The organism is Ensifer sp. (assembly GCF_035999135.1).
Lineage (GTDB): Bacteria > Pseudomonadota > Alphaproteobacteria > Rhizobiales > Rhizobiaceae > Ensifer.
Genome location: NZ_DASYGZ010000204.1, coordinates 1 through 16,957, shown reverse-complemented (window position 1 = coordinate 16,957; position 16,957 = coordinate 1). Strand labels below are relative to the sequence as shown.

Here is a 16,957-nt window from a genome sequence, read left to right as displayed (position 1 = left end):
GTTCAGATGGGGGAAATAGCGGAGAGGGAACTGTTCGAGGTCCTGGAACCTCCGATCCAGCGCATTCCCTTTGTGTTCAACTCGCCGCATAGCGGCCGGTACTATCCCCAGAGTTTTCTCGATCAGTCCCGCCTCGACGCGCTTTCCATACGCCGGTCGGAAGATCACTATGTCGACGAGCTGTTTCAGAACGCGACGTTCCTCGGCGCGCCGATGCTTCTGGCACATTTCCCCCGCGCCTTCCTCGACGTCAACCGCGAGCCTTACGAACTGGATCCGCGCATGTTCGAAGGCCCGTTGCCGCCGCATGCCAATATCAGCTCGATGCGTGTCGCCGGTGGGCTTGGCACGATCCCGCGTCTCGTCGCCGAGAACATGGAAATCTATCGCCAACGCTTGCCTGTCGAGGATGCGCTGACGCGGATCGAGACGATCTACAAGCCCTACCATGCCACCTTGCGCAAACTGATTGCACGCACCCATGTCCAGTTCGGCATGTCGGTGCTGATCGATTGCCATTCGATGCCGGGCAATGTGCATCTGCCCGGCAGCGGCCAGCGGCCGGATTTCATCATCGGCGATCGCTATGGAACCAGTGCCGCCGGCGAGCTCTCGCGCGCCGCCGTCGACCTGTTGCAGCAGCTCGGCTACAGCGTGGTGCGCAACAAACCCTATGCCGGCGGTTTCATCACCGAGCACTACGGCCGGCCGACGCGCGGGCTGCACGCGCTGCAGATCGAGATCAACCGGGCGCTCTATGTCGACGAGACGACGCTGGTCAGAAAGCCGGGCTTCGGCGCGCTCGTGGCGGATCTGACGACCTTCGTCGCCGCGCTTGCCCGCCACGTCGAGGACTATGGCGCCTATATGCCGCTGGCGGCCGAATAGTCCTTGCAGAAGTGCCGCATCCCTGACCGTCGCAAATCGCTGCGAAACGACGCCCGGCGGGAGCTTCAGACACGTCCATAATGATGTGGGGGAGCTTCAAAAAAAACCGCGCCATCGGCGCGGTCAAGTCTAGGGAGGAAACACCCAAGGAGGGTATTTACAGTCACAGGTGACTGTACGAAAACCATAATATTGCACTGCACAAATGTCAAGTTGTGGCGCTGAAAAGTTTTGCGCCGCATCAAAGAAATTTCACTCGCAAGCACTACTTGAAACGATTTAGGTGCCCGAAACTACAAGTTGGCGGGCGAATGCCGCCCGTTAAGACTTGGCGAACGAGCAGGTCACTGCGTCGCAGCACGATGGCACGAGACGGTCGGTGGATGCCTGGCGGACGGGCAGGTCGTTGCCTTTCCACGATTTTCGTCTATTCAGGTTGAACCCTCCGCATCCTTCCTTGAGAGAGAGCCATGTTGCCCGACCGCGCCTTCTTCGATCGTCTTGCCGAAGCCGCCAAGGCGGAAACGCTGCCGCGCTTTCGTATCGGCACCAACGTCGTCAACAAGCTCGAAGGCGGTTTCGACCCGGTGACCGAAGCCGACCAGTCGGCGGAAGCGGCAATCCGCGCGCTGATCGAGGCGCATTTCCCGGATCACGGCATTCTTGGCGAAGAGCATGGCAATGTCGGGCTCGACCGAGAACATGTCTGGGTCATCGATCCGATCGACGGCACCCGCGCCTTCATCTCCGGCCTCCCGGTCTGGGGGACGCTGGTGGGCCTTTACCGCAACGGCGACGCGGTCATGGGCATGATGGACCAGCCGTTTACCGGCGAGCGTTATCTCGCCGATGGCGAAAAGGCGATCTACCGCGGACCTGACGGCGAAAAGGTGATTTCGACCAGGGCCTGTGCGTCGCTTTCGGACGCCGTGCTGTTCACCACGTCGCCGCATCTCTACACCGGCGCGCTCAAGAGCCGGTACGAGGCGGTTCAGAGCAAGGTCCGCCTGTTCCGCTACGGTTGCGATTGCTACGCGTTCGCGCTTTTGGCGGCCGGTCACATCGACCTGGTGATCGAGTGTGGGCTGAAGCCCTACGATGTCGGCGGCCTGATCCCGCTGATCGAGCAGGCGGGCGGCATCATCACCAACTGGCAGGGTGGGCCGGCGGAAATGGGCGGCGAGGTGATCGCGGCCGGCAGCGCCGAACTGCACGCCCAGGCGCTCGAAATCCTGAACGGCTGAGCCGGCCTGCTCGAGGGGCTTGCGCCTGTCGATTTGCCTTGCGCGACCGCGGGCTGTGTCCGCGCAATCAGGCGGCGGTCGTTTCGCGCCCGTCGCTTTCTTCCGGAATGATGAAGGCGAGGATCGCGGCCATTGCCTGCGCGCGGTAGCGATCGGCTTCATGCAGCAGTTCGTGGCGCGCGCCGTCGATCGGGATCATCTGCGCGGCGCGGAAGTTGCGGGCCAGCCACTCGACGGATGCGTGCGGCACCAGGCGGTCCGCCGTCGGCGCCAGGATGATCGTCGGCAGCGTGATGCGCGTCAGATGCTCGCGGCGAATGACGCGGCGAATGGCGCGGAAGGCTTCGCGCAGCCAACGGGCCGTCGGCGGGCCGAGCCGCAGTTGCGGATAGGCATCCGTCAGCGCGATGTTGCGCTGGTATCTTCGCCTGTCCGCGGTCAGCACATTTTTTTCAAACGGGCGGTTGCCCTTGTCGGGATGGGCCGGCAGGGCGCCGAGGCCGACGCAACGCATCAGGGTTGCGACGATTGCGATGCTCTTTTCGCCGAGCGCCTGGCCGCCAAGCCCGACGAAAGGCGCCAGCACCACCAGCCGGTCGATGCGGCTCGAAAGCGTCGGCGCCAGCGATAGCGCGACGAGCGCGCCCATCGAATGGGCAACGATCGAAAATGGCAGGCGGGTGTCGGGCAAAACGATCTGCTCGAGGAACGTGCTAAGGTCCCGCTCATAGTCGGTGAAATGATCGACGTAGCCGCGTCCGGCGTGCGGCAAGAGCCGCTCGGAACCCGCCTGACTGCGCCAGTCGAAGGTCGCCACCCAGAGACCCGCGGCGGTCAGATCCGCGATCGTCTCGAAATATTTCTCGATCGATTCGTTGCGGCCCTGCAAAAGGACCACCGTGCCGCGCGCCATCGGCTGTTTCGTCTTGAAGATCGCGTAGCGGATCTTGCGGCCACCCACGCCGTCGAAAAAGCCCGCCACATGATTGTCCGGGATCGGATTGTCCGGTGAAGCGTGGAGGATCGAGGTCATTGGAGCGAAACCGGAAAATGCGCGTTGATCGGTTTCATCAGGGATAGGCGGCGGGGTGTCGGCCGTCAAAGAAAAAAGCCGGAAACGGTGGGTGAAATCCGGACGATCACCGTTTCCGGCCGCTGAAGGGGAAGGGACATGTCACTTCAGCCCGGGCATTGCCGCCCAGGATTCGAGTTTTAGTCCTGCCCGGCTGAACGACAGCAGAAGCGGTCGTTCATGTCGGGTTCACGGAGAAAAATCGTCGGCGGTCACGTCTTGAAGTCGCGAAACGGCCTCCCCAAATCAGGGTCACGGACGCCGACGACGGGTCCGTTCACCGGTCCTGCCACTGCCAGAATGGGGTGGCCGACTAGACATCGCAAACAGTTGCTCCCAGGAGGACACCATGCGTCATTTCGATTTCTCGCCCCTTTACCGTTCCACCGTTGGTTTCGACCGCCTGTTCACGATGCTTGACAGCCTCGGCCAGCCGGGGGAAGCGCAGACCTATCCGCCCTACAATATCGAGCGCACCGGCGAAAACGCCTATCGCATCACCATGGCCGTCGCTGGCTTTGATGAAAGCGAACTCTCGATCGAAGCACGTGAGCACACGCTGACCGTCAAGGGCGAAAAGGCTGAGGAAAAGGGTGAAGAAAGCCAGTTTCTCCATCGCGGCATTGCCAAGCGCGCGTTCGAGCGCCGCTTCCAGCTTGCCGACCACGTGGAGATCAAGGCCGCTTCGCTGAAGAACGGCCTGTTGCACATCGACCTTACCCGCGAAATCCCGGAAGCCGCCAAGCCGCGCCGGATCGAGATCGCGTCGGTTGCCGCGCAAGCCAAGCAGATCGAGGCCCAGAGCCTCTAATCACCATGCCCGGTCAGGGCACGAACAGGCCTCCCACAAAGAGCGGCGTCCCCAAGGGGACGCCGTTTTTTGTTGGTCAGGATGTTCTTTTGCTGCATCAGGACTGCGCCGGTAGGGCCACGGCGGAGGCTGCTGCTTTCTTTGCCGCATAGCGCTGGGCGATCACGGCGCAGGCCATCAGCTGGATCTGGTGGAACAGCATCACCGGCAGCACGATCGCACCGATGTTCTGGCCGGCGAAGATCGCGCTTGCCATCGGAACGCCGCTCGCAAGGCTCTTCTTCGAGCCGCAGAAGGTGATGGCGATTTCGTCGGCCTTGTCGAAGCCGAGAAGGCGGCTGCCATACATGGTAACGGCCAAGACGACCGCGAGCACGACGATTTCGATCACCACGAGCACACCGAGGTCGGTCAGTGAGAAGGTCTGCCAGAGACCCGAGGTGACCGCCTGGCTGAAGGCGAGATAGACCACCATCAGGATCGAGCCGCGATCGACCGGGGCAAGCAGCCCCTTGCGTGCGCGGATCCAGTTGCCGATGAAGGGCTGGAGCATCTGGCCGATGATGAAGGGCGCAAGCAGCTGCAGCAGGATCTGCTTCACCGCGTCGAGCGTCACGGTGCCGTGGCCGCCGGCGGAAAACAGCAGCCCGACCAGAAGCGGCGTCAGGAACATGCCGAAAATGTTGGAAGCCGACGCCGAGCAGATCGCTGCCGGCACGTTGCCGCCGGCCATCGAGGTAAAGGCGATCGACGACTGTACGGTCGACGGCAGCACGCACAGGAAAAGCAGGCCGGTGTACAGCGACTGCGGGAGGATCGAGTCCGGCACGAAGCCGATCGCAAGGCCGATCAGCGGGAAAAGCACGAAGGTCGCGGCCAGGATCGTCAGGTGCAGGCGCCAGTGCAGGATACCGGCGATCACGACGTCACGCGACAGCCGCGCGCCGTGCAGGAAGAAGACCATGCCGACAGCCACTTTCGTCGCCATGCCGAACCAGACGGCTGCGTCCCCGTAGATCGGCACAACGGACGCGAAGAGCACCGTCGCGAGAAGCAGCATCGTGAACGTGTCGGGAAGGTAGCGGCGCATGGCTGGTCACTGGCTCGTTATCAAATCTCTTGCCCGGATCTCTCATTATGAAGCAGGATGCAAGGAATAACAGTTATCACGAAATGAGATGGAATATGTTGGACCTCGTGCAGTTGCGCAGCTTCGTTGCCCTGGAGCAGATGGGCAGTTTCACGCTCGCGGCGGAAAAACTGTCGCTCGGGCAATCGACGGTCAGCCAGCACATTCAAAGGCTTGAGGCTTCGCTCGGACGTACGCTGGTTGCGCGCGACACGCACCGAGTGTCGCTCACGGCCGATGGCCAGGCGCTGCTTTCCCATGCCCGTTCGATGCTGGCGATCGACGGCGAGGTCAGGGCGCTGTTTGCCGAAAGCAGCCTGCGCGGCCGGCTGCGTCTCGGGGTTTCGGAGGATTTCGTCATGAGCCGGCTGCCGGCGGTGCTCGAAGATTTCGTCCGTGCCCATCCGTCGGTCGACCTCGAACTCACAGTCGCGCTGAGCGGCGTACTCTATCAGATGCAGGACAATGGCGAGATCGATCTCGTGCTCGCCAAGCGCAGGCTCGGCGATATCAGGGGCGAACTGGTCTATCGCGAGCCGCTCGTATGGCTGGCGCGCGACCCGGAAAGGATCAAGCGCGACAAGGTGCTGCCGCTGATCGCCTTCCCGCCGCCGAGCATCACCCGCAGCGTCGCGCTCGAAGTGCTCGATCGGCACCGTCTGCCGTGGCGGATCGTGTGCACCTGTGGCAGCCTCAGCGGCCTGACGGCCGCTGCCCGGGCCGGCATGGGCGTGCTGGTGCAGCCGCGCAGCATGGCGCCGCAGGGGCTGAAGGAAATACCGCCGGGCGCCTTGCCGCCGCTCGAAGACGTGGAATTCGTACTGGTGCCAAGCAAGGGTGTCGACCGAAAGCTGAGTGCGGCGCTTTCGGTCGAGATTCTTGCCAACTTAAGGACGGTGCAGGCGCAGGCCTGACCGTGCTCAGCAGCCCGCGGTGAACCGGTCGACGTCGTCGGCCTTCGTCGCAAAGCTGGTGACCAGACGATAGAGGCCTTCGTCTCCGGCAAGGCTGCCCTCAAGGTCGTGCGGCACCGGCCAGTCGTAAAAGACCGCGCCCTGCTGGCGCAGCTTCGCCGCCACGTCTTTCCTGATGATTGCGAAGACCTCGTTGGCGTCTGGCTGCCAGGCAAGCCGGCTTGTGGCCGATGCCGCGATGCCTTCGGCCAGGCGCGCGGCCATGGCGTTGGCATGCCGGGCAAGGTTCAGCCAGAGGTCGCCAGCGAGATAGGCGTCGAACTGGGCGGCAATGAACCGCGACTTGGAGAAGAGCTGTGCTGCGCGCTTCCTGAGGAAGTGCATCTCATGCGCCTTGGAAAGGTCGAAAAGCACCAGCGCCTCGGCGCACCAGCAGCCGTTCTTGGTGCCGCCGAACGAAACGAGGTCGACGCCGCGCTTCCAGGTCATTTCGGCGGGTGTCGCGCCAAGGCCGACGAGCGCGTTGGCGAAACGCGCGCCGTCCATGTGGACTGGCAGCTTGTGCGCCTTGGCCACCGTCGCGATCGCGTCGATCTCGGCCAGAGAATAGACCGTACCGCTTTCCGTCGCCTGCGTCAGGGTCACCGCCGCTGGCTGGCCACCATGGACATTGTCGAGCGGGAAGCGGCGGATCTCGACTTCGAGCCGTGCCGCGTCCATCTTGCCGCGCGGTCCGTCGACAGGCCTCAGTCTCGAGCCGTGCGCGAAGAATTCCGGTGCGCCGCATTCATCGGCAATGACATGCGCTTCGCGATGACCGAAGGCGATCCCGCCGGCGCGGTTGGCGCTGGCAAGCGACAGCGAATTGGCTGCCGTTCCGGTGGCGACGAAGAAGACGGCGACGTCTCTCTCGAAGATCTCCGCGAACTTCTTTTCCACCTTCCGGTCAAGTTCGCTGGTGCCGTAGGCGGACGCATAGCCGCCGGCATGCGTCATGAGGCTTTCGGCGATGGCTGGATGGGCTCCGGCCCAGTTGTCAGACGAAAAAATCATCACTTCTCACTCTGTTTTACCGTCATTTCGACGGGTCTAACCGACCTTAACCGAGTTCTTGACCGGATCAATCGCGGTTTGAGGCGAGAAGGCCAACAGGCGACCAGTTTGAAACCAAAAGGAAGAAAACGCCGATAAGCCGAAATTAAATTATAAAAGCCGGAAACTTCCGGTAATGTTCGGCAAAATCTTCTCTATTATTTGCTGATATGCCTCTTGCGGAGGGGGGTGGTTTCTGGCATAGAGCACATGAAATAGGACAGGTTTGCTGTCCTATTTCGGTCTAGGGACCGGAACAATCGCCGCGAGTGCCTAAAAAATTGGCAGGCGGCGTGCGAAGCAGGGGGATTCACCGGATTTCATCCGGTTGTTATCGCCTGCCGTCAGGATGGTCGCAGACATCAGTGCCTGATGATGCCGTGCTTATTTGCGACCTGATCAGGATCATGAGACGATGAGTGCCCCGGCTTTTTGGCGTGCCTTTGCACGCAACGAAGAGCCATGCGCGGGCGGTACCATGCCCGGCGGTCGCAGGGTTCAACAGGAGGGAAAACGATGACGGATCATTCGCCATCACAGCAATCTGGGCTCAACCTCGCACATAGCGTTGCGACGGCTGAAAAAACGCCCGCATTCCCGACTGGCCTGCCGCGAAAACAGGGTCTCTACGATCCGCGCAATGAACATGACGCCTGCGGCGTCGGCTTCGTCGCGCATATGAAGGGTCAGAAGTCGCACCAGATCGTGCGCGACGGCCTCTTCATGCTCGAAAACCTGACGCACCGCGGTGCCGTCGGCGCCGACCCGCTGATGGGCGACGGCGCGGGCATCCTCGTGCAGATCCCCGACCGCTTCTTCCGCGAGGAGATGGCAAAGCAAGGCATCACCCTGCCGAAGGCCGGCGAATATGCCGTCGGTCACATCTTCATGCCGCAGGACGATGCGCTGGTTGAACACTTCAAGCAGGTGATCAAGGACGTCGTCACCGAAGAGGGCCAGGTGCTCATCGGCTACCGTGACGTGCCGGTCGACAATTCATCTCTGTCGAAGGCGCCCGAGATTGCCGCGACCGAGCCGCGCCATGTGCAGATCTTCGTCGGCGCAGGCCGTGATGCTGCCACCAATCCGGAGTTCGAGCGCCGCCTCTTCACGCTGCGCAAGGTGATCTCCAACCGCATCTATGATGAATACAAGGGCGAGGAGAGCAACTTCTACCCCGTGTCGCTGTCGTCCTCGACGATCGTCTACAAGGGCATGTTCCTCGCCTACCAGGTTGGCGCCTATTACAAGGACCTGGCCGACCCGCGGTTCGAAAGTGCCGTGGCGCTCGTGCACCAACGCTTCTCGACCAACACCTTCCCGTCGTGGAAGCTTGCCCACCCCTACCGGATGGTCGCGCATAACGGCGAAATCAACACGCTGCGCGGCAACGTCAACTGGATGGCGGCGCGCCAGGCGTCGGTGTCCTCGCCGCTCTTCGGCGACGACATCTCCAAGCTCTGGCCGATCTCCTATGAGGGGCAGTCGGACACCGCCTGCTTCGACAACGCGCTCGAGTTTCTCGTCCAGGGCGGCTACTCGCTGTCGCACGCCGTCATGATGCTGATCCCGGAGGCGTGGGCTGGCAACCAGCTGATGTCGCCCGAGCGCAAGGCGTTCTACGAATATCACGCCGCCCTGATGGAGCCGTGGGACGGCCCGGCCGCCGTTGCCTTTACCGACGGCCGCCAGATCGGCGCGACGCTCGACCGCAACGGCCTGCGTCCGGCCCGCTACATCGTCACGTCAGACGATCGGGTGATCCTCGCTTCGGAAGCCGGCGTGCTTCCGGTCGATGAGAGCAAAATCGTCAAGAAGTGGCGCCTGCAGCCGGGCAAGATGCTTCTCATCGACATGGAGCAGGGCCGCATCATCTCCGACGAGGAGGTGAAGTCGTCGCTTGCCCAGAAGCATCCCTACAGCAAGTGGCTTGAAGACACCCAGCTCATCCTCGAAGAACTGAAGCCGGTCGAGCCGCGCGCGCTTCGCCGCGACGTCTCGCTGATCGATCGCCAACAGGCCTTCGGCTACACGCTCGAAGACACCAAGATCCTGATGTCGCCGATGGCGACGACCGGTCAGGAAGCGATCGGCTCGATGGGCACCGATACGCCGATCTCGGCGATGTCGGACAAGCGCAAGCTGCTCTATACCTATTTCAAGCAGAACTTCGCGCAGGTCACCAACCCGCCGATCGATCCGATCCGCGAAGAGCTGGTGATGAGCCTCGTCTCGTTCATCGGTCCGCGCCCGAACATCCTCGACCACGAGGGCATGGCGCACGCCAAGCGGCTGGAAGTGCGCCAGCCGATCCTGACCAACGGCGATCTCGAAAAGATCCGCTCGATCGGCCACACCGAGGATCGCTTCGACACCAAGACGCTCGACTTCACCTACGACATTTCGCGCGGCGCCGAAGGCATGCCGGAAATGCTCGACCGTCTCTGCGAGCGCGCGGAAGCGGCGGTGAAGGGCGGCTACAACATCATCGTGCTTTCGGACCGCCAGGTCGGCCCGGACCGCGTGGCTATTCCCGCGCTGCTCGCAACCGCCGCCGTGCACCACCACCTGATCCGCAAGGGTCTGCGCACCTCGGTCGGCATCGTGCTCGAATCCGGCGAACCGCGCGAGGTGCATCACTTCTGCCTGCTCGCCGGCTACGGCGCTGAGGCGATCAATCCCTATCTCGCCTTCGACACCCTGACCGACATGCACAAGCGCGGCGACTTCCCCAAGGAAGTCGACGGCAGCGAAGTCGTCTACCGCTACATCAAGGCCGTGGGTAAGGGCATCCTCAAGGTCATGTCCAAGATGGGCATCTCGACCTACCAGTCCTATTGCGGCGCGCAGATCTTCGACGCCGTCGGTCTGTCGTCGAAGCTCGTCGACCAGTTCTTCTTCGGCACGGCGACGACGATCGAAGGCATCGGCCTCGAAGAAATTGCCGCCGAGACGGTTGCCCGCCACAAGGCGGCCTTCGGCGCCGATCCGGTTCTGGCCAACACGCTCGACATCGGCGGCGAATATGCCTTCCGCATGCGCGGCGAAAGCCACGCCTGGACGCCCGACGCAATCGCCTCGCTGCAGCACGCCGTGCGCGGCAATGCTCAGGACCGTTACCGCGAATTCGCCGAGATGGTGAACAACTCGGCGCTGCGCATGAACACGATCCGCGGCCTCTTCACGGTCAAGAGCGCGGAAGCCCTTGGCCGCAAGCCGATCTCGCTTGACGAGGTCGAACCGGCTGCCGATATCGTCAAGCGCTTCTCGACCGGCGCGATGTCCTTCGGCTCGATCAGCCGCGAGGCGCACACGACGCTGGCCATCGCCATGAACCGGATCGGCGGCAAGTCGAACACCGGCGAGGGCGGCGAGGAAAGCGACCGCTACCTGCCGCTGCCGGACGGTTCGACGAATCCCGAGCGTTCGGCGATCAAGCAGATCGCGTCCGGCCGCTTCGGCGTGACCACCGAGTATCTGGTCAACGCCGACATGCTGCAGATCAAGGTGGCGCAAGGTGCCAAGCCCGGCGAGGGCGGCCAGCTGCCCGGTCACAAGGTCGATGCGACGGTCGCCAAGACCCGTCACTCGACGCCGGGCGTCGGCCTGATCTCGCCGCCGCCGCACCACGACATCTACTCGATCGAAGACCTGGCGCAGCTGATCTACGATCTGAAGAACGTCAATCCGGAAGCCGACGTCTCGGTCAAGCTCGTCTCGGAAGTCGGCGTCGGCACGGTTGCCGCCGGCGTCGCCAAGGCGCGTGCCGACCATATCACCGTTGCCGGCTTCGACGGCGGCACCGGCGCCTCGCCGCTGACCTCGCTGAAGCATGCTGGCAGCCCCTGGGAAATCGGCCTTGCCGAGACCCAGCAGACGCTGGTGCTGAACGGCCTGCGTTCGCGCGTCGCGCTCCAGGTCGACGGCGGCCTGAAGACCGGTCGCGACGTCATCATCGGTGCGCTTCTCGGCGCCGACGAGTTCGGCTTTGCGACCGCCCCGCTGATCGCTGCCGGCTGCATCATGATGCGCAAGTGCCACCTCAACACCTGTCCCGTCGGTGTCGCCACCCAGGATCCGGTGCTGCGCAAGCGCTTCAAGGGCACGGCCGAGCACGTCATCAACTACTTCTTCTTCGTAGCCGAAGAGGTACGAGAGATCCTCGCCTCGCTCGGTTTCAGCAAGCTCAACGATATTGTCGGCGCGTCCGAACTGCTCGAAAAGGACAGCGCGCTTGCCCACTGGAAGGCCAACGGCCTCGATTTCTCGAAGATCTTCCACAAGGTGGAGGCTCTGAAGGAAGAGACCCATTGGACCACGCGCCAGAAGCATCCGATCGACGACGTCCTCGACCGCAAGCTGATCGCGGAAGCCAAGGTTGCGCTTGAAACCAAGGCTCCGGTGAAGATCGAAGCCGAGATCAAGAACGTCGACCGCTCGGCCGGCGCGATGCTGTCGGGCGCCCTTGCCAAGCGTTGGGGTCACAAGGGCCTGAAGGACGACACGGTTCACGTGACCCTCAGGGGCACGGCCGGCCAGTCGTTTGCGGCATTCCTCGCCCGCGGCATCACCTTCGACCTCGTGGGCGACGGCAACGACTATGTCGGCAAGGGTCTGTCGGGCGGCCGGATCATCGTTCGTCCGCCGGAAAACGCGACGATCGTTCCCGAGCAGTCGATCATCGTCGGCAACACCGTGCTTTACGGCGCGATCTCGGGCGAGTGCTATTTCAACGGCGTCGCCGGCGAGCGCTTCGCCGTTCGCAACTCCGGCGCGGTGGCCGTCGTCGAGGGCGTGGGCGACCACGGCTGCGAATACATGACCGGCGGCGTCGTCGTCGTGCTCGGCGGAACGGGCCGCAACTTTGCGGCCGGCATGTCGGGCGGTGTCGCCTATGTGCTCGACGAGGAGGGCGATTTCGCCCGTCGCTGCAACATGGCGATGGTCGAGCTGCAGCCGGTTCCGGAAGAGGACGACATGCTGGAGAAGCTGCACCACCACGGCGGCGACATCATGCACAAGGGCATGGTGGACGTCTCCGGCGACATGACGCGCCACGACGAGGAGCGGCTCTATCAGCTGATATCCAACCACCTTCACCACACGGGCTCGCCCCGTGCGAAGGAGATCCTCGATCACTGGACGGATTTCCGGCCGAAATTCCGCAAGGTCATGCCGGTCGAGTACCGTCGTGCGCTCGAGGATATGGAACGCATGAAAATGGCAGAGGCGGCCGAATAGGAGGCCCCGGTGACCAAGGCTCCCGGTTCATCGAAGACTGGTTCGGGGGTCCCTCACGCGCGCTTGTCAAAGGCGCCTGTTCAGACGCAAAGCTTTCAGGATAGTACGATGGGTAAGGTAACTGGATTTCTCGAGATCGACCGGCAAGTGGCAAAGTACCAGCCGGCGTCTGATCGCATCCGCCATTTTCGCGAATTCACCATTCCGATGTCAGAACCGGAAGTGCAGAAGCAGGCCGCGCGCTGCATGGACTGTGGCATCCCCTATTGCCATGGCCCGACCGGCTGCCCGGTCCACAACCAGATCCCGGACTGGAACGATCTCGTCTACAACGGCAACTGGGACGAGGCGATCCGCAACCTGCATTCGACCAACAACTTCCCGGAATTTACCGGCCGCGTCTGCCCGGCGCCGTGCGAGGAGGCCTGCACGCTGAACCTCGAAGATACGCCGGTGGCGATCAAGACGGTCGAGCAGGCGATCGCCGACAAGGCCTATGAGATGGGCTACATCGTGCCGCAGCCGGCCGTCACCAAGACCGGCAAGAAGGTCGCGGTCATCGGCTCCGGCCCCGCCGGCATGGCGGCTGCCCAGCAGATGGCCCGCGCCGGCCACGAAGTTCATGTCTACGAGCGCGAAACCAAGCCCGGCGGCCTTCTGCGCTACGGTATCCCGGACTTCAAGATGGAGAAAAACTTCATCGACCGCCGTGTCGATCAGATGAAGGGCGAAGGCGTGACCTTCCATTGCGGCATCAATGTCGGCGTCGACATGCCGATGCAGCGCCTTCTCGACGACCACGATGCCGTTCTTTACTGTGGCGGCTCGGAAACGCCGCGCGACGCCGGCATCCCCGGTGTCGAGTTTGCCGGCGTTCATGACGCCATGCCCTATCTCGTCCAGCAGAACCGCCGCGTCGGCCGCGAGAACATCGACAGCGTTGGCTGGCCGTCGCAGCCGATCCTTGCCGGCGGCAAGCACATCGTCGTCGTCGGCGGCGGTGACACCGCATCCGACTGCGTCGGCACCGCCTTCCGCCAGGGTGCTGTCAAGGTGACCCAGCTCGACATCCGTCCGCAGCCGCCGGAAAAGGAGGACAAGCTCGCCGTCTGGCCGTTCTGGGCGACGAAGATGCGCACCTCCTCCAGCCAGGCCGAAGGCGCCATCCGCGAGTTCCAGGTTGCGACCCTGGAGTTCGTCGGCGACGAGGACGGCAACCTCATCGGCGTCAAGTGCTGCCAGGTGGATGACCGCCGCAAGCCGGTCGCAGGCACCGAGTTCATCATCAAGGCGGACCTCGCCTTCATCGCCATCGGCTTTAGCGGCCCCTTCACCAACAGCGTCCTGAAGGACCTCGACGGCAAGCTGACGCTCAACACCGATCGCCGTGGCTCGACCAACGTCGTTGCCAACGAGCGCGACTACAAGACCTCGGTGGAGAAGCTCTGGACTGCCGGCGACGTGCGTCGCGGCCAGTCGCTCGTCGTCTGGGCGATCCGCGAAGGCCGCCAGGCGGCGCGCGCGATCGACGAAGCGCTGATGGGCTCCACGACTCTGCCGCGGTAATGCCTTTCTCCCAAGCATGAAAAAAGCCCCGCAGCGATGCGGGGCTTTTTGTTGCGCGGCATTTGCCGCTTGTTCAGTTGCGGATCACCGGGTTGCTGATCACCGTACCGGGCTTCGACAGGCGGAAGTCGTCGATGCGGCCGGCGGGTGCGGCCGCGACATCGCCCTTGTCGACCAGGAGATCGCGCGGGCTCTTGCCGGTGCCCTTGTCGGGTGCTGCGTTGCCGAGAAGGGCGCCTGCGCCATCCAGTTCCGGGTCGGTCAGGCCGATCGGCTGGGTCTTGATGATATCTTCGTTGCCGAGCGGCGCGGTCACCACCAGATCCTTGAGTTCGTTGGCCCCGGGCACGTTGCCGTCGGTGGCAGCCGCATCGCCAAGCAGCCGGCGGATGTCCTTCTCGACATAGAAGGCGAGCTTGCGCTTGCCGGCCTTGGTCAGGTTTACGCCATCGGCGCCGCGCAGGCGCACCTGCTGGCCGTTGATGTCGGAGCCGGTCAGCACGAATTTCCCGCCCTCGTCGACGAAGCCGTCCCAGATGTCGACGAACTGGCCTCCGACCTTCTCGATTTCTTCGCGATAGATGCCGTTGAAGGTCACCATGTCGGCGGTCATCGCGGCCGACTGGAAGGGCGGCATGCCCACCCACAGGACAGGCAGCTTCTCCTTGCGGGCAAGCGCTGCCAGCGCGTTGACGCGCTTGCGGTATTCCTCGGTCCAGGCGTCGGTGCGGAACTTTTCCTTGGCATCCGCGATCTGCATCTGCTGGCGGTCATTGGCGCCGAGGCTGACGATGATGACAGACGGCTTCACCTCGGCGACATAGCCGGGAAGGGTGCCCGGCCAGTTGAAGTAGTCCTCGCGCACCAGGCCCGACGAACCGTTGGCACGGGTCTCCACCGCAATGCCGGGCGTCTGCTCGAAGGCCGTTTTCAGACCGTCTCCGATGCTTCCGGCCATGAAATCGCCAACGACCAGAACCTTCTTGGCGTCGGCCGCCTTCTCCACGACCTCAGGCACCGGGGCAGGGGTATCGGCAAGCTTCGTCTTGGGCTTCTGCTGCCCCTGGCCCTTCTGACGCTGCTGTTGCTGGCGCTGGCGTTTCGGGCGCGGCTGGTCGGGAAAGTAGGAGCGGTCTTGATAAACCGGCCGATCGCGGCTGAGCCCGCCAAAAAGCATCTGGAACAGATTGCGGCGCGGGACGGGCTCCTGCGCTGCGGCAAAGCCGGCATGGAGGCTGACGACAAACATCGCCAGAGCGGCGATGCAGGTCGTCGCAAGCCTGAGGGGCGTTCGGCGCGGTTGCGTGCGGCGCTTGCTCGTCATCGTGTTCATGGCTCTTTGTTCGCGCGGCAATGTGCCGCCGTCATGGCACGGCACGCCGCACGCAAGGGTGCAGTGGGGGTGCAGCGGGCTTGTCGACACATGGTCTCACGGATGGGGCGATTGCGAAACCCTACAGCGCCGCGCGTCCTCGCGGACGCGCGGCGCTGTAGGGTTGGAACCGTGTCAGTTGCGCAGGGCGCGCAGCAGCATCTGGGTCGGCTGTCCGTCCGGCGCCAGGCCGTTCTGCGACTGGAATGCCTGGATCGCGGCCTTCGAGCCGGAGCCGAAATTGCCGTCCACCTCGCCGCTGTAATAGCCGAGTTCCTTCAGCCGGTTCTGCAGCTCGAACTTTTCGCTGATGTCGAGCGAGCCGTCCGGGCGCGGCCAGCGCTGCTGCATGCCCTGATAACCGGCGATCTGGTCGGCGAGCAGGCCGACGCCGAGCGCGTAGCTGTCGGACGCATTGTAGCGCTTGATGACGAAGAAATTCTTGGTCATCAGGAAGCCCGGGCCCTCGCCGCCGCTTGGCAGCTTGAGTTCGGCGCGGGTTGCGCCGTTGCGGAATCCCTTGCCGTTCGGCCTGACGAAACCGAGCGAGGCCCATTCCTTGAGCGTCTTGGTCTGGCCGGAGTACTTCGAGGCGTTTGCCGGCGGCGCGACTTCGTAGCCCCAGGTCTCGCCGGACTGCCAGCCGTTCTTCTTCAGAAGGTTGGCGGCGGTGGCGAGTGCATCCGGCACGGAGTTCCAGATATCGCGATGACCGTTTCCATCGGCGTCGACCGCGTAGAGCAGATAGCTCGTCGGGATGAACTGGGTGTGGCCCATGGCGCCGGCCCAGGAGCCGGTCAGCTCGCGCGGCGTGATGTCACCGCTCTGCAGGATCTTCAAGGCTGCGATCAGCTGCTTCTTGGCGTAGTTCGAGCGCTTCGGGTCGGCATAGGCAAGGGTCGCCAGTGCGCGCGGCACATAGTGCAGGCGGTCGTCCTTCTCCAGCACGGCGCCGTAGTTGGATTCCATCGACCAGATCGCAAGCAGAATGGTCTTGTCGATGCCGTAGTGCTTTTCCAGCGCCTTCAGCGTGCGCGCGTGCTTGGCGGCCATCTCCTGGCCGACGCGCTTGGTGTAGGGGTTCACGCGGGAATCGATGTATTCCCAAATCTTGTGCTTGAATTCCGGCTGGTAGTTCGCCTTCTCGATCACGGTCTGATCGGGGGACTTCACACCGGAAAAGGCCTGACGATAGGTCGCCTTCGAGATCCCGGCCTTGGCCGCGGTCGCGTAGAATTCATTGATCCAGTTCTGGAATCCGGCATCGGCACGCGCCGGCGCAGTGCCGAGCGTGGCAGCGGATAGGACGAGGGCGGCTGCGATATGACGGAAAAACGTCCTGCGGTTTCTGATCATCGGCTGTCGGTTCCGTTTCTCTGCGGGGCTTCGGCCGTCATGGCCCGAATCACTCCGCAAGGTGGCAGTCTGGGGCCAGCCTGACGGTGGGGGCAGTCGTCGGCGGCTCCTGTTTCGGATCCGGCCGCGCTTGTTGCATTGCCGGATTGCAACGAATCTACAGAAACGTGGTCAACAAACCCTTTACCATGAAATTGTGGTGGCGTCTTCGGCTGCAGAAAATGTCAAGCCTTGGTCGTGGAGTTCGCATATGCATTTGTTTCGTCGGTTCA

General features: G+C 63.2%; 11 protein-coding genes. 6 read left to right on the top strand and 5 right to left on the bottom strand.

Going from position 1 to position 16,957, the window contains the following annotated elements:
• Positions 1 to 6 precede the first annotated feature (6 nt).
• Positions 7 to 888: an N-formylglutamate amidohydrolase gene (locus VGO12_RS26900; protein WP_327515778.1), complete on the top strand. Its 882-nt coding sequence runs from the start codon at positions 7 to 9 to the stop codon at positions 886 to 888.
• Between the two features lie 470 nt (positions 889 to 1,358).
• Positions 1,359 to 2,132: a histidinol-phosphatase gene (hisN, locus tag VGO12_RS26895; RefSeq protein ID WP_327515776.1), complete on the top strand. Its 774-nt coding sequence runs from the start codon at positions 1,359 to 1,361 to the stop codon at positions 2,130 to 2,132.
• Positions 2,133 to 2,199: 67 nt separating this feature from the next.
• Here hisN and VGO12_RS26890 read toward each other — a convergent pair whose 3' ends face one another.
• Entirely contained in the window at positions 2,200 to 3,165 is a 966-nt protein-coding gene (locus VGO12_RS26890; protein WP_327515775.1) for an alpha/beta hydrolase, read from the bottom strand.
• Positions 3,166 to 3,553: 388 nt separating this feature from the next.
• Between VGO12_RS26890 and VGO12_RS26885 the strand changes: the two genes are divergently transcribed.
• Positions 3,554 to 4,015 (top strand): Hsp20 family protein, encoded by a 462-nt coding sequence (locus tag VGO12_RS26885; RefSeq protein WP_327515774.1) that lies wholly within the window; start codon positions 3,554 to 3,556, stop codon positions 4,013 to 4,015.
• A 97-nt stretch (positions 4,016 to 4,112) separates the two neighbouring features.
• Here VGO12_RS26885 and VGO12_RS26880 read toward each other — a convergent pair whose 3' ends face one another.
• Positions 4,113 to 5,105: a bile acid:sodium symporter family protein gene (locus VGO12_RS26880; protein ID WP_327515773.1), complete on the bottom strand. Its 993-nt coding sequence runs from the start codon at positions 5,103 to 5,105 to the stop codon at positions 4,113 to 4,115.
• A 95-nt stretch (positions 5,106 to 5,200) separates the two neighbouring features.
• Here VGO12_RS26880 and VGO12_RS26875 point away from each other — a divergent pair, with 95 nt between their 5' ends.
• On the top strand, positions 5,201 to 6,058 hold the full coding sequence (locus tag VGO12_RS26875; protein WP_327515772.1) for a LysR substrate-binding domain-containing protein: 858 nt from the start codon (positions 5,201 to 5,203) through the stop codon (positions 6,056 to 6,058).
• A gap of 6 nt (positions 6,059 to 6,064) precedes the next feature.
• Here VGO12_RS26875 and VGO12_RS26870 read toward each other — a convergent pair whose 3' ends face one another.
• Positions 6,065 to 7,111 (bottom strand): low specificity L-threonine aldolase, encoded by a 1,047-nt coding sequence (locus VGO12_RS26870; protein WP_327515771.1) that lies wholly within the window; start codon positions 7,109 to 7,111, stop codon positions 6,065 to 6,067.
• A 555-nt stretch (positions 7,112 to 7,666) separates the two neighbouring features.
• On the opposite strand from VGO12_RS26870, the gene gltB reads away from it, so the two are divergent.
• Together gltB and VGO12_RS26860 are read left to right on the top strand one after the other, a co-directional pair.
• Complete coding sequence (gene gltB, locus VGO12_RS26865; RefSeq protein ID WP_414650788.1) at positions 7,667 to 12,391, top strand: glutamate synthase large subunit; 4,725 nt, start codon at positions 7,667 to 7,669, stop codon at positions 12,389 to 12,391.
• 108 nt (positions 12,392 to 12,499) lie between these two features.
• Positions 12,500 to 13,957 carry a glutamate synthase subunit beta gene (locus VGO12_RS26860; RefSeq protein WP_327515769.1) on the top strand — a complete coding sequence of 486 codons (1,458 nt, stop codon included), beginning with the start codon at positions 12,500 to 12,502 and terminating at the stop codon, positions 13,955 to 13,957.
• Positions 13,958 to 14,030: 73 nt separating this feature from the next.
• On the opposite strand, the gene VGO12_RS26855 is transcribed toward VGO12_RS26860, so the two are convergent.
• Positions 14,031 to 15,290 (bottom strand): DUF459 domain-containing protein, encoded by a 1,260-nt coding sequence (locus VGO12_RS26855; protein ID WP_414650787.1) that lies wholly within the window; start codon positions 15,288 to 15,290, stop codon positions 14,031 to 14,033.
• A 174-nt stretch (positions 15,291 to 15,464) separates the two neighbouring features.
• Positions 15,465 to 16,685, bottom strand: coding sequence for a lytic murein transglycosylase (locus tag VGO12_RS26850; protein WP_327515768.1), 1,221 nt, complete (start codon positions 16,683 to 16,685; stop codon positions 15,465 to 15,467).
• Positions 16,686 to 16,957: the final 272 nt, after the last annotated feature.

Coding starts and splice junctions, on each gene's coding strand:
- VGO12_RS26900 (WP_327515778.1), top strand. CDS start 7: ATGGGGGAAATAGCGGAGAGGGAACTGTTCGAGGTCCTGGAACCTCCG.
- hisN (WP_327515776.1), top strand. CDS start 1,359: ATGTTGCCCGACCGCGCCTTCTTCGATCGTCTTGCCGAAGCCGCCAAG.
- VGO12_RS26890 (WP_327515775.1), bottom strand. CDS start 3,165: ATGACCTCGATCCTCCACGCTTCACCGGACAATCCGATCCCGGACAAT.
- VGO12_RS26885 (WP_327515774.1), top strand. CDS start 3,554: ATGCGTCATTTCGATTTCTCGCCCCTTTACCGTTCCACCGTTGGTTTC.
- VGO12_RS26880 (WP_327515773.1), bottom strand. CDS start 5,105: ATGCGCCGCTACCTTCCCGACACGTTCACGATGCTGCTTCTCGCGACG.
- VGO12_RS26875 (WP_327515772.1), top strand. CDS start 5,201: ATGTTGGACCTCGTGCAGTTGCGCAGCTTCGTTGCCCTGGAGCAGATG.
- VGO12_RS26870 (WP_327515771.1), bottom strand. CDS start 7,111: ATGATTTTTTCGTCTGACAACTGGGCCGGAGCCCATCCAGCCATCGCC.
- gltB (WP_414650788.1), top strand. CDS start 7,667: ATGACGGATCATTCGCCATCACAGCAATCTGGGCTCAACCTCGCACAT.
- VGO12_RS26860 (WP_327515769.1), top strand. CDS start 12,500: ATGGGTAAGGTAACTGGATTTCTCGAGATCGACCGGCAAGTGGCAAAG.
- VGO12_RS26855 (WP_414650787.1), bottom strand. CDS start 15,290: ATGAACACGATGACGAGCAAGCGCCGCACGCAACCGCGCCGAACGCCC.
- VGO12_RS26850 (WP_327515768.1), bottom strand. CDS start 16,685: ATGATCAGAAACCGCAGGACGTTTTTCCGTCATATCGCAGCCGCCCTC.